At 69.5% G+C, this 12142-nt stretch carries 10 protein-coding genes; 1 reads left to right on the top strand and 9 read right to left on the bottom strand.

Annotation, left to right across the window (positions count from 1 at the left end):
* Positions 1-16: 16 nt before the first annotated feature.
* From AS029_RS08100 to AS029_RS08140, 9 genes are read right to left on the bottom strand one after another with little or no spacing between them, the layout of a single operon-like run.
* Positions 17-1150 carry an NAD-dependent epimerase/dehydratase family protein gene (locus AS029_RS08100; RefSeq protein WP_058232097.1) on the bottom strand — a complete coding sequence of 378 codons (1134 nt, stop codon included), beginning with the start codon at positions 1148-1150 and terminating at the stop codon, positions 17-19.
* A gap of 4 nt (positions 1151-1154) precedes the next feature.
* Complete coding sequence (locus AS029_RS08105) at positions 1155-2096, bottom strand: UDP-glucuronic acid decarboxylase family protein (RefSeq protein WP_058232098.1); 942 nt, start codon at positions 2094-2096, stop codon at positions 1155-1157.
* 49 nt (positions 2097-2145) lie between these two features.
* Positions 2146-3027, bottom strand: a complete 882-nt coding sequence (locus AS029_RS08110) for a glycosyltransferase family 2 protein (RefSeq protein ID WP_058232099.1) — start codon at positions 3025-3027, stop codon at positions 2146-2148.
* 38 nt (positions 3028-3065) lie between these two features.
* A complete protein-coding gene (locus tag AS029_RS08115; RefSeq protein ID WP_058232100.1) occupies positions 3066-4127 on the bottom strand; it encodes a glycosyltransferase family 4 protein in 1062 nt (353 codons plus the stop codon).
* A 25-nt stretch (positions 4128-4152) separates the two neighbouring features.
* Positions 4153-5394 (bottom strand): lipopolysaccharide biosynthesis protein, encoded by a 1242-nt coding sequence (locus AS029_RS08120; protein ID WP_058232101.1) that lies wholly within the window; start codon positions 5392-5394, stop codon positions 4153-4155.
* Positions 5391-6527: a glycosyltransferase family 4 protein gene (locus AS029_RS08125; RefSeq protein WP_058232102.1), complete on the bottom strand. Its 1137-nt coding sequence runs from the start codon at positions 6525-6527 to the stop codon at positions 5391-5393. The genes AS029_RS08120 and AS029_RS08125 overlap by 4 nt, the downstream gene beginning before the upstream one ends.
* Complete coding sequence (locus AS029_RS08130; protein WP_228375910.1) at positions 6527-7723, bottom strand: glycosyltransferase family 2 protein; 1197 nt, start codon at positions 7721-7723, stop codon at positions 6527-6529. Before AS029_RS08130 ends, AS029_RS08125 begins: the two co-directional genes overlap by 1 nt.
* Entirely contained in the window at positions 7720-8916 is a 1197-nt protein-coding gene (locus tag AS029_RS08135; RefSeq protein WP_058232103.1) for a glycosyltransferase family 4 protein, read from the bottom strand. Before AS029_RS08135 ends, AS029_RS08130 begins: the two co-directional genes overlap by 4 nt.
* A gap of 1 nt (position 8917) precedes the next feature.
* Positions 8918-10834, bottom strand: a complete 1917-nt coding sequence (locus AS029_RS08140; protein WP_058232104.1) for a DUF6541 family protein — start codon at positions 10832-10834, stop codon at positions 8918-8920.
* Between the two features lie 164 nt (positions 10835-10998).
* On the opposite strand from AS029_RS08140, the gene glf reads away from it, so the two are divergent.
* Positions 10999-12135 carry a UDP-galactopyranose mutase gene (glf, locus tag AS029_RS08145; protein WP_058232105.1) on the top strand — a complete coding sequence of 379 codons (1137 nt, stop codon included), beginning with the start codon at positions 10999-11001 and terminating at the stop codon, positions 12133-12135.
* Positions 12136-12142 lie beyond the last annotated feature (7 nt).

Genomic DNA, 12142 nt, shown 5'->3' on the forward strand with positions numbered 1-12142 from the left:
CGCCGACCGGAGGCGCTCACTTCAGCAGCCGACGTGCTGCCATCTCGTCGAGAGAGCGCTCGTACTCCCCGCCGCCGATGGGTTCGTCGGCCACCCATTCCACGAAACGACGGACGCCCTCGACGAAGGGGACGGAGGGTTCGAAACCGAGCACGTCTCGCAGCCGCGACGTATCGGCGACGTTGTGCCGGATGTCGCCCAATCGATACCGCCCCGAGACGGTCACCTCCACCTGTGCACCGAAGGCGGTGACGAGCGCGTCGACCACCTCGAGAACGGTCGTGGCCGCTCCCGAGCCGACGTTGAACACCCCGCCCGCCGCGGCGGGTTCCAGGGCGGCGAGCACCGTCGCCTCGACGACGTCGTCGATGTAGACGAAGTCGCGACTCTCTTGGCCGTCCTCGAACACGTCGATGCCCTTCCCCTGACGGATCAGGGTCGAGAAGATCGACAGGATCCCCGTATACGGGTTCGTGAGGGACTGGCCGGGGCCGAAGACGTTCTGGTAGCGGAGAGAGACAGGCTCGACGCCGATCGTCGGCGCGACGGTCATCACGAGGGATTCCTGCACCTGCTTCGTGATGCCGTACACGGACGAGGGGTGCAGCACGGCGTCCTCGGTGGTCGGGATGAGCTCGAGTTCTTCGCCGCTCGCGCCCCGTACGGCGAAATCGCCCTCCGCCATGGCCGTGTCGGATCGATGCGGGGGGTACACGACGGTCCCGTTCGCAGACCGGTAAGCGCCCTCGCCGTAAACGGATCGCGACGAGGCCACCACGACGCGCCGCACGCCGTGCGGTTCGTTCGTCAGGAGGTCCATGAGTTTGGCCGTTCCGCCGATGTTCGCCTCGACGTAACGGTCGATCTCGTACATCGACTGACCCGTCCCCGTCTCGGCGGCGAGGTGGATCACGGTGTCGACGTCCACGAGAGCCGCGCGCAGGTCATCGAGCGAGGTGACCGTTCCCCGCTGGACCTCGGCGACATCCGACACAGCGCGAAGCAGCGGGGAGGTCGTCTCGGGGTCGGGGCCGTGGACCTGGCTGATGAGTGCGTCCAAGACACGCACGCGGTGTCCCTCGGACACCAACCGCGCGGCTACCCGGCTGCCGATGAAGCCGGCGCCGCCCGTGATGAGTACGTGAGCCATGGAGTCAGTCTGCCAGCACCCCGCGGAAGTACTCGATCGTGCGCTCGAGACCGGGGCGCAGTGCGATCGTCGGCTCCCAGCCGAGTTCGCGGCGGGCCAGGTCGATATTGGGCTGCCGCTGCTTCGGGTCGTCCTGGGGGAGGGGGCGGTGCTCGATCTGCGACGAGCTGCCCGTGATCTCGAGCACCGCGTGGGCGAGCTCGAGCATGGTGAACTCGCCGGGGTTGCCGACGTTGATCGGGCCCGTCACACCGTGCTCCGTGTTCATGAGGCGCACCATGCCGTCGACGAGGTCGTCGACGAAGCAGAAGGAGCGGGTCTGCGATCCGTCGCCGTAGATCGTGATGGGCTCGCCGCGCAGCGCCTGCACGATGAAGTTCGACACCACGCGACCGTCATTGGGGTGCATGCGCGGACCGTAGGTGTTGAAGATGCGGATGACCTTGATCGAGAGGTCGTGCTGCCGGCGATAGTCGAAGAACAGCGTCTCGGCGGCGCGCTTCCCTTCGTCGTAGCACGAGCGGGTGCCGATGGGGTTCACGTTGCCCCAGTAGTCCTCGGTCTGCGGATGCACGGCGGGATCGCCGTACACCTCGGACGTGGACGCCTGCAGGATCGGGATGCGCAGGCGCTTCGCGAGGCCGAGCATGTTGATCGCACCCACGACGCTCGTCTTCGTCGTCTGCACGGGGTCGTGCTGGTAGTGCACCGGAGACGCCGGGCAGGCGAGGTTGTAGATCTGGTCCACCTCGACGTACAGCGGGAACGTCACGTCGTGCCGCATGAGCTCGAACCGCGGATTGTCGAAGAGGTGCTCGACGTTGCGGCGGGACCCCGTGAAGAAGTTGTCGACGCAGATGACCTCGTTGCCCTCGGCGAGGAGGCGTTCAGACAGATGGGACCCGATGAAGCCGGCACCGCCGGTGATCAGAACTCTCGATGACACTTCGTCACCTTATCAGCGGGCTTCTCGGGGGCCCGGGGGCGCCGCCGCGTCAACGGGTGGTCGATACCATGCGGGACTGTCCGAACGTGCGGCCCAGTCCTCCCTCCAGCCGGCCGAGGAACATCGGCCACCCGTCCAGGATCGTGATGGGCTTCGGGTTGCGAACACCGTAGAGCAGGCCCGCGACGGTGAACGCGGCGCGCCACCAGAGCGGATAGCCGTGCGTCGCGAACGCACGACCGGTGCCTCGTCCGTAGGCGCGCAGCTTGCGGCGGCGCTCGGCGTCGCTCAGTCCGAAACCGGTCGAGATCCCGTCGACGTGCACGGCGGCGGGGAGCCAGCGGAAGTCGCGGACGAGTCCCGGCTCGTGCGCCATCGCCCGCAGGAGCAGGTCGGTACCCTCCGCGACCTGCCACGGCGTCGCGGAGCCCGGGCCCATGTTCTCGTCGAAGCCGCCGATCGCGTCGAAGAGCGAGCGCCGCATCAAGATGCCCATCTCGATGACCGACCAGACGTTGTACTTGTCCAGCGGCGTCCCGGGTTCGGGAAGCGTGGTCTTCGGCCCCCGCTCGTCCCACGACGTGAAGCCGCCGGCCCGGAACGACGGGTCATCGACGGCGACGTGCAGCGCTTCGACGGTGCCCGCGGGGTAGGTGGTGTTGTCGTTGGGGAACGTGACGACGGCCTCCCCCGCCGGAAGCGCCGCGACACCGGTGTTGCGCCCCAGCGAAGCGCCACGGCCGGAAGAGGTGGCGGTGACCGCGACGCCCCGCTCGGCGAACTCGACGGCGAGGGCGGAGACCTCGTCCTGCGCCCCCTGAGCAACCAGCACCACGTGGTCACCGGGCTGCAGCTGGCCCTCCAGGGAGGTCAGGAGGGCGCGGAGGGGGTCGAGGCGCCCCAGGGTCGTCACGACGAAGCCGATGTTCACGCCTTCGATTCTGCCCGGGATGCCCGCGGTGCGCGGGATCAGCGCGCCTGCGCGGCGATGATCCCGTTCCAGGCGGCGGTCGTGGCATCCCAGGTGAATCGCTCGGCGTTCTCTCGACTGGCGCGCGAGAGCTCGGCCCGAAGGGCGGAGGATGCCGCGATCTCGGCCATGAGCGTGGCGAGCGCGTCGGGCCGGGTCGGCGAGAAGTAGCGGGCGGAGTCCCCGAGGATCTCGCGGTTTATCGGGATGTCGGAGGCGAGGACCGGCGCTCCCAGGCGCTGCGCTTCGAGCGGAGGGAGCCCGAAACCCTCGTGCAGGGAGGGCCAGACGAATGCGTCGGCCCGGGCGAACGCCTCGGCGAGCTCTTCGTCGCTCACCGGTCCGCTCCACACGAGGCGCCGGGGATCGATGCCCCTCTGCGCCGCGTAGGGCTCGAGCTCGGGGTCGAGCTTGCCCACGAACTCGACCTCGACCGCCGCGTCGGACGGCAGCAGCGCGAGGGCGTCGAGGACGGCCCGCGTGTTCTTCGCCGCCCCGTGACGGCCGAAGGCGACGAGGCGGGTGGGGGAGCCGGCATCCGAAGCCTTCTGCGGCGGAACGGGCAGGCTGTCGGCGCCCTCGTACACCACCTCGATGCGGGAGGCATCGACGCCGAAGCGCTCGGCGATCTCGCGCTGCGACGCGTGGCTGACCGTGACGAGGCGCTGCCCCGGCCGCAGCATTCCGTAGCGCACGGCGAGCTGCCACTGGAGGCGGAAGGGGAGGGTGAAGTCCTGCGGCCGGATGGCCGGGGCGATGTCGTGCAGCACCGTGATCTGTCGCCGGTAGAGCATCGGCGCGATGTTGGCGAAGTTCAGCAGCAGGGGAGAGCCGTGCCGACGGAGCCAGCGGGGCAGCTCCGCCTGCTCCCACGCGGGGCCGGCGAGTCGACCGACGGTCTCGGTGCGCACGCCCTCGACGCTCGAGGTGTCGGCGGACGCCGGAACCAGCAGGACGACATCGTCGCGCGATCGTGAGAGGTGGTGGGTCAGCTCCGTGGCGAAGCGACGCACTCCACCGAAGGAGTCGATCAGGAAGCGGCCGTTGATGGCGATGGTCATCGAGCGGTCCTTTCGGGGAGCCGGCTCACGGCGCGGCCTCGATGGGAGTGTGACGAAGGTCGTGGAGCACGCGGAGGCAGCGACGCGCGAGCAGGACAGCCGCTGCTCCCTCGGTGAAGGCGTAACCGAGGGCGGCGCCGACGGGTCCCCACGCGATACCGAGGCCGATCATGAGCGGGATGCCCACGACGGTGGCGATCAACGTCGCGCGCATGACGGCGGCGGCCTGCCCCGCGGGGAACAAGACGAGTCGGGCCACGGCCGTTCGCACCGAGAAGAAGAAGAAGACGAGACCCATGACCAGGAGGATGTCGAATGGCGCCGGCGCGGCCGGCAGGTACACGCTCGTCAGCCAGGGGCCGACGAGGGCGAGTCCCGCCCACCCCGCGAGCCCGGTGGCCGCGGCGAGTCCGATGGCGATCCGCATCCGTCGTCCGCGATGGGGGCCGTGTGCTTCACCGATCCAGGCCTGCAGCGCATTGGCGAGTGTCATCGGGATGAACTGGCCGAGCTTGAGCATCTTGTCGGCGGTGGCGTAACCGGCCGCGGCGGTGGGCATCGCCGTCACGTTGACGACGGGAGCGGGGACGCTGGAGTAGCCGCTCAGGCCGGCGTCGTTCAAGGCGACGGCGAGATTCGACCGCAGCAGTCGCGGCAGATCCCGGGGACGCGGCCAGGGACCCGGATGCCGGCGGAGCAGACGCAGCGTGAAGATGCTCGTCCCGACGAGGGTGACGAGGATCCCCGCCAGGGGATAGAGCACGACGACGCCCGTGGCGAGCACGAGGGCCGCGGCGGCGAGGTTGGCGAGCAGGCGCGGGGCTGCGTCGAAGATGACGATCGTCCGCGGGTCGCCGACGCCCGCGGAGAACCACGTGAACGACAGCGCGATGAGCGCGCCCTGCATCCCCATGAGGATGGTGAGCCACTCCGAGCCGGGGGTTGCGATGAGCCAGCACACGACCGCGAGGGCGGGCACGGCGATCATCGAGATGGTGACGCGCACGACGAGCGACTCGCGGTACAGCCGCGCACGCTCGGCGTCGTCGCCGGCGATCGAGATGAGCGCCGGGCCGATCGTGGCCCACCCCCATCCGATGGCGATCGCGGCGAACGTTCCGACCGACTCGCCGGCGATGGCGCTCGCCCAACCGCCCGGCCCGGCGATCTGGGTGACCGCCGGCAGCGCGATGATCGGCGACAGCGCGGCGATGGCCGGCACCAGGAGGAATCCCAGGAGCCGCCGCTTCATGGACGGGGAGCTCATGCGTGGGTCCGCCGGGTGGTGCTCATCTGCGCGTCGAGCTCGGCCGCGGTCGCGTCTGCCGCGTCGTCCCACGTGAACCCCGACGCCCAGGCGCGGGCTGTGGCGCGCGCATCGTCGGTCGGCGGGCTCGAAAGCGCGACGTCGATCGCGGCGCCGAAGGCGGCGGCATCCGTCGCATCGGCGTAACGCGCCGCGGTCCCGCCCACCTCGCGCAGGACGGCGACGTCGTTGGCGAGCACCGGGACGTTCCGCCGCAGGGCGTCGATGACGGGGAGCCCGAAACCCTCGACCAGCGACGGGCACACGTACAGTTCGGCGATCTGGAAGAGCGCTTCGAGCTGCTCGTCGCTCACCCAGCCAGGCAGAACGACGTCATCTTCGAGACCGAGACGGTCGACCTCGTCGGCGAGAGGGTCGGGCAACCGGCTCCCGGCGATGACAGTGAGCGGACGTTTCGTCGACGGCAGGTGGGCGAGAGCCTCGAGCAACCCGCGGAAATTCTTGTGCGGCATGCGATTGCCCACGCTGAGCACGACCGCGCGTCCGCTCGGCAGGGCGAGGGGCGTCAGGATGCCGCGGGGGTCGGTCACGGGGCGCGGATCGGCGCTGCCGTTGTGGACGACCGCGATGCGCTCGGACGCGACCCCGAGATGGCGTTCGATGCTGGCCGCCGCCGCGTGCGAGACCGTCAGCACGCGATCGGCCGTCTGAGCCGACCGGCGCATGAGCAGCGACGTGACCGCGCGCTGGGCGCGCTCTGCCAGCCCGCCCGGCACCTCGTCGTAGATGGCGTCGTGCACGGTGACGATGCGCGGCGTTCCCCGCAGGATCGGGCCGAAGTTCGCCGGGGCCCACACGAGGTCGGCGCGGCTGCGGCGGGCGACGGCCTCGGTGGCTGCGACGGCGCCCAACGCCCATGTCGCCGGGTCCGCCCCCACCCACGGGAGGGTACGGACGTGGCCGGGGAAGAAGTCCCGCACGACATCGGTGCCCACTCGACCCGTGATCGCGGCGAAGCGAGCACGCGGTAACCGTGTCGCCAGACGCGGCAGGAGTTCGCGGACGTACGTCTCGGTACCACCGCGCGAGCCGGTGAATCCGAGCAGATCGACGAGGACGCGTCGCTCGCCCATCAGCTCTCGATGACGGCTTCGGGGCGCTGCTCGCGCCGGGGCGTGGTGAGCACGCCCGAGAAGAAGCTCATCATCGCGGTCTGGAAGCCGAGGATGATCAAGAGAGCGCTGGGGACGGCGATACGTACGGCCTGCGCGGCGTTCTGCGCACCGAAGTCGAGGCTGCCCCACAGAGCGACCTGCACGATGCCGATGATGATGCCCAGGAAGAACAGCCCCACGCCGATGAGCAGACCGCGCTCCGCGGACCATTTCGCGACGATGCGCCGGTATCTCTCGCTCGTCGGCAGGAAACCCTCCTGGGTGGCGTAGAGCTTGGTCAACCAGAAGAACAGCAGCGACTGGAAGCCGATCACGCACAGGGCGCTCGCGTAGACCATCGTGGTCACGTCGAAGCCGACGCCGCCGATGTTGACCCCGCCGAAGGAGAGGACGCCGACGGCGATCGCACCGAGGAAGAAGGCGACCAGGCCCGGGTAGACGAAGAGCCAGCGCGGCGCGAAGAGCAGCAGGAAGCGGAGGTGGCGCCACCCGTCGTGCCAGCTGCGCAGGTGCGGCGGGCGCGAACGGCCGTCTTTCTTCAGCGTGGTGGGGACCTCTTCGATGCGGTAGCGCGCGAGCGAGGCGCGCACGACCATCTCGGAAGCGAACTCCATACCGGTGGTCTGCAGGTCGAGCGAGCGGATGCGGGCGCGGTTGAAACCACGGAGGCCGCAGTGGAAGTCCCGGATACCCGGGCGGAAGAAGAGCTCGCCGATGAAGGAGAGCACGGGGTTCCCGAGGTACTTGTGCAGCGGCGGCATGGCGCCGGGCGCGATGCCGCCGCGGAAGCGGTTGCCCATCACCAGGTCGGCGCCGGCGCGCAGACGCTCGACGAACGGCTCGAGGTTCTCGAAGTCGTAGCTGTCGTCGGCATCCGCCATGATGACGTACCGGCCGTGGGCGGTCTCGATTCCGTTGATCAGCGCCGCGCCGTAGCCGCGACGCGGGGCGTGCGAGACGCGGGCGCCGAGTCGCTCGGCGATGGCCTGGGAGCCGTCGGTGCTGCCGTTGTCGGAGATCAGAACCTCACCCCGGATGCCGCTGCGTTGGAGGAACCCCTGCGCCTTGCGGATGCAGACCTCCAGGGTCTCGGCCTCGTTCAGGCAGGGCATGAGGATCGTCAGTTCGACGTCCGTCGGGGCAGGAGTGCTCACGTGCGGTCTTCTTTCGTCTTCACCGGGGCGGGACTCGGCAGCGGCAGGGCCGAGAGAATGCCTTCCACGGTGCGGCGGATGGTGCGAGTGCCGAGGGCGGTGTCGTACCACGCGCGCGAGGTGCGGCGCAGATCGTCACCGCCGTCGGCGACGGCCCGGATGGCCCGGGCGAGATCGGTGGGGTCTGTGGTGGGCGAGACGACGCCGTTCACTCCGGCGTCGATGAGTTCGGTCGAGGCGTTGCCCTCATCGTCGACGAGGACGACAGGAGTGCCGTGAGCATTGGCCTCGACCACGACCAGACCGTACCCCTCGCGCCGCGACGGGTTCACCAGGCACACCGCGCCGTGCAGGAGCGCGTCGAGTTCGGCATCCGAGACGAAGCCCGGAAGATCGGTCCAGGCGTCGGCGCCGACGCGACTCACCTCCGCGCGGACGGCGTCGGAACTCGGGCCGGTGCCGAGGATCACGAGACGCAGATCGGTGACGCTCTCGCGCGCCGCGGCGACCGCCGCGGGAAGGACCTCGACACGCTTGTCGGGGATGTGCCGGCCGACGTAGAGCACGTAGGGCGGCGACGCGGCGGGCCCGGCCTCGGCGACCTCGACGGCGCCGTCGATGAGACCGGGACTGACCAGCGGCGGACGACGCAGCCCCTCCCGACGCAGACGGGTGGCGCTCAGCTGCGAGTGGCACGTCGCGAGCGGGGTGACGGCGATGGCGCCGCGCTGCAGAACCCAGGCGATCGTGCCGGTGAGCGCACCCGAGTACTCGACCCACTGCCGACGGTGCCACACCTCGAGGTAGTCGACGACGAGCTTCGTCCCCGAGCCCAGGAGCGCGAGTCGTGCAGCGAAGACGTTGAAGATCGGCAGGCCGCTGACGATGACGGCGGCGTAACGGCGCCGTCGCCGCAGGAGGGCGGTGAACAGTGCGGCGGCGTAACGGAGGGCGGCGGGGATGCGGCGGACCCCGCCCGCGTCGTAGAGCGAGAGGCGACGCGTGATCGGCAGAACGCGGAAGTGCTCTTCGATCGGGGTCGCGCCGTCCCACTGCACCGCCGTGAGGTAGTCGACGTCGAATCCCTCGCGACCGAGCACATCCGCCATGGCTCGGTACTGCCGCTCGCCGCCTCCCGTCGAATAGGGGAAGAGGCAGTCGTAGGCGACGGCGACCGTCGACGCACGGGTCACGTCAGCACCCCTCGATACGGAACAGGCGCGCGTCGGGGCCCTGCTCATCGACGAGGACGAGGTGGGTTCCCGGCGACAGGTCCTGGATGCCGCGGAAGGCTGCCGCCCCCGCGGGATCGATCACGTCTTGCGTCCCGAAGTCGAGCACGTAGTCGATGCCGAGCTGATCGACGGTCCGGCAGACGGCCGGGTCGGAGTCGATGTCGCGCAGATGCGCATTCAGGAACAGCAGTTCCGGCGAGGGATTGCCGAAGACGTGCTTCTGGGTCACCTGCCGGTCGGCGAAGGCGAGCGCGAGCGAAGCCCCGGTCCGAGGGCTGCCGGCGATGAGGGCATCCTCGGGTGTTTCGCTGTCGAGGCGCTCCAGCAGTGCCTCCTCGTCCGACGAGAGGATGAGCGAGCTGTCCGTGTACGCGTACGCCTCGCGGACCTGGTCGAGGGCCATGCGCACGTTCGGACCCGTCGCGACGGAGAAGAGCGCGAGAACTCCGAGCGCCGCTGCGCCGATCCCGACCCATCGAGGGGCCCGCTGGTGGCGCGCGGCGCGCCGGACCAGGTCGACGACGGTGATCGCGCCGAGAGTGGCCACCGGGATGGCCATCAGAGGAAGGAGGGCGGCGAGGCGGTTGGAGTCGTTGTACCAGGGGTTGGTCAGCAACTGGCGCAAGGGGCTGTCGATGCGCAACCCGGAGGCGATCGCGAACAGGGCGACGGCGACGGCGAACGGCGTGACGGCCGGGAGCCAACGCGAACGGCGGGCGACGGCGACGAATCCGACGATCAGCAGAATCGAGATCAGGGTGGTGGGGTTGTATCCGCGCGGTGAGACGAAGAGCCCCTCGCCCAAAGACTGCGACAGCTGCTGCCAGGGAGTCCATCCCGAGTGCTCCGCTCCCGTTCGGAACACCGTGAGGGTCACCGCCAGTGCGAGGCCGAAACCGACGACGGCCGCCGCGAGGAACAGGATCGATCGGCGCGTGCGTTCGATCGACGCCTTCACGGCGGCGGATGTGATGACGACCGCGGCTGCGAAGAACAGGAGACTGAGGAACGCGTTCGGATGCCCGAGGAACGTTCCTCCGGCCAGGAGGGCGACGAGCAGGGCGGAGCGCACCAGTGCGGGCGCACCCCGCTCCGGCAGCATCGTCACGACGGCGGCGAGGGCCGCGGGGATCATCGCGTACCCGACGAGATTCGGGTACAGCACGCCCCAGTTGAAGAACAGCGCCGGGAAGGCGCCGAAGCCCGTGGCGAGGGCGGCGGCGGTGACGTAGGCGGTCCGACGTTCGGCGAAGAACGCGCCGGCCAGTGCCATCACGGACGCGGGCCACAGGATCGAGACGATGGCGAGGTTCCCGCCGTTGACCGCGGCCGGGACCGCGGCGCCCGTCATCTCGGCACCGAGAGTCGTCAGCGCGTGCCACGCGTTCGGGTAGAAGCCGATGTCGGAGGTCGACCCGATCTGGAAGGGCGACGCGCTGCCGTTCTGCAGAGCCGAGGCGATGGCATTCAGGTGGACGATGTTGTCGAAACGCTGCGCGATGTTCCCTGGCGCGCCGAAGGCCCGCGCGAAGTTGACGGCATTGGCGACGGCGGCGAGGGCCAGGGCGACGAGGACGAACAGGCCTGTGCGGGGTGCGGGCGGGCGCGGGTCCGCGGTCGCGCGACGGCGGAGGAGGAGGCCGATACCGGCCACGACGAGCGTGACCAGGGCGAGAGGGATCAGGCCCCAGCTCAGCCCGACGAGGGGCGCCACCGACGCGGCGACAGCCGCGATCGTGGCCGAGATCGCCGGTGCGAGCAGCAGGCGTTGGGGGCTTCGCCATCCCCACCCGGCGACGATGACCGACGCACCCGGGAGGATCAGGACCAGTGCGACGACGAGGTACGCCGGAACCGCGCTGATCCACTCACTCATACGATTTCTTCTCCGTCTGCGGTCATTTCGACACGCCATCGTATCGGACCGTCTCTGCGGGCCCGCTGGACGGGGTCACCGGAGCTCGGAGACGGCGCGGGTAGTATCGAGCGGACGTTTCTCTCGGGGGTGAGCCCCGGCATCCGACTCGAAAGCCCTCTCTCATGGATCTCCTCATCGTCGGCTCGGGCTTCTTCGGCCTCACCATCGCCGAGCGTGCCGCGGCCGCGGGTCGCAAGGTCACCGTCATCGACCGTCGTCATCACATCGGCGGCAACGCCTACTCGGCGGACGAACCCGAGACCGGCATCGAGGTGCACCAGTACGGTGCGCACCTCTTCCACACGTCGAACCCGACGGTGTGGGAGTACGTCAACCGCTTCACGAAGTTCACGAACTACGTCCACCGCGTCTACACGACGCACAAGAACGTCGTGTTCCCCCTGCCGATCAACCTCGGCACCATCAACCAGTTCTTCCAGGCGGCCTACACGCCCGACCAGGCGAAGGCGCTCGTGCAGGAGCTGGCGGGGGAGTTCGACGCGAAGGATGCCGCGAACCTCGAGGAGAAGGGCATCGCGCTCATCGGCCGCCCTCTCTACGAGGCGTTCATCCGCGACTACACGGCGAAGCAGTGGCAGACCGACCCGAAAGATCTGCCGGCCGAGGTGATCTCGCGTCTGCCCGTGCGCTACACCTACGACAACCGCTACTTCAACGACACGTGGGAGGGGCTCCCCGTCGACGGGTACACCGCGTGGCTGGAGCGCATGGCCGATCACCCGAACATCGAGGTGAAGCTGTCGACCGATTACTTCGACGAGTCGCAGCCGCTGAACAAGAAAGACACCGTCGGCCAGGTGCCCGTGGTCTACACCGGGCCCGTCGACCGCTACTTCGACTACGCCGAGGGCGAGCTGTCGTGGCGCACACTCGACTTCGAGCAGGAGGTGCTGCCTATCGGCGACTTCCAGGGCACCAGCGTGATGAACTACGCCGACGCCGACGTGCCCTACACGCGCATCCACGAGTTCAAGCACTTCCACCCCGAGCGCGCCGACCGGTACCCGACCGACAAGACGGTCGTGGTGCGCGAGTACTCCCGCTTCGCCACGCGCGCGGACGAGCCGTACTACCCCGTGAACACCGCCGACGACCGCGCCGGCCTGCTCGCCTACCGCGAGCTGGCCAAGGGCGAGCGCGACGTGCACTTCGGCGGGCGCCTCGGCACCTACCAGTACCTCGACATGCACATGGCGATCGGTGCGGCGCTGTCGATGTGGAACAACCAGCTCGCGTGACTCCCTC

It is taken from the genome of Microbacterium enclense, from assembly GCF_001456955.1.
GTDB classification, from domain to species: Bacteria; Actinomycetota; Actinomycetes; order Actinomycetales; family Microbacteriaceae; genus Microbacterium; species Microbacterium enclense.

Coding starts and splice junctions, on each gene's coding strand:
- AS029_RS08100 (WP_058232097.1), bottom strand. CDS start 1,150: ATGGCTCACGTACTCATCACGGGCGGCGCCGGCTTCATCGGCAGCCGG.
- AS029_RS08115 (WP_058232100.1), bottom strand. CDS start 4,127: ATGACCATCGCCATCAACGGCCGCTTCCTGATCGACTCCTTCGGTGGA.
- AS029_RS08120 (WP_058232101.1), bottom strand. CDS start 5,394: ATGAGCTCCCCGTCCATGAAGCGGCGGCTCCTGGGATTCCTCCTGGTG.
- AS029_RS08125 (WP_058232102.1), bottom strand. CDS start 6,527: ATGGGCGAGCGACGCGTCCTCGTCGATCTGCTCGGATTCACCGGCTCG.
- AS029_RS08140 (WP_058232104.1), bottom strand. CDS start 10,834: ATGAGTGAGTGGATCAGCGCGGTTCCGGCGTACCTCGTCGTCGCACTG.
- glf (WP_058232105.1), top strand. CDS start 10,999: ATGGATCTCCTCATCGTCGGCTCGGGCTTCTTCGGCCTCACCATCGCC.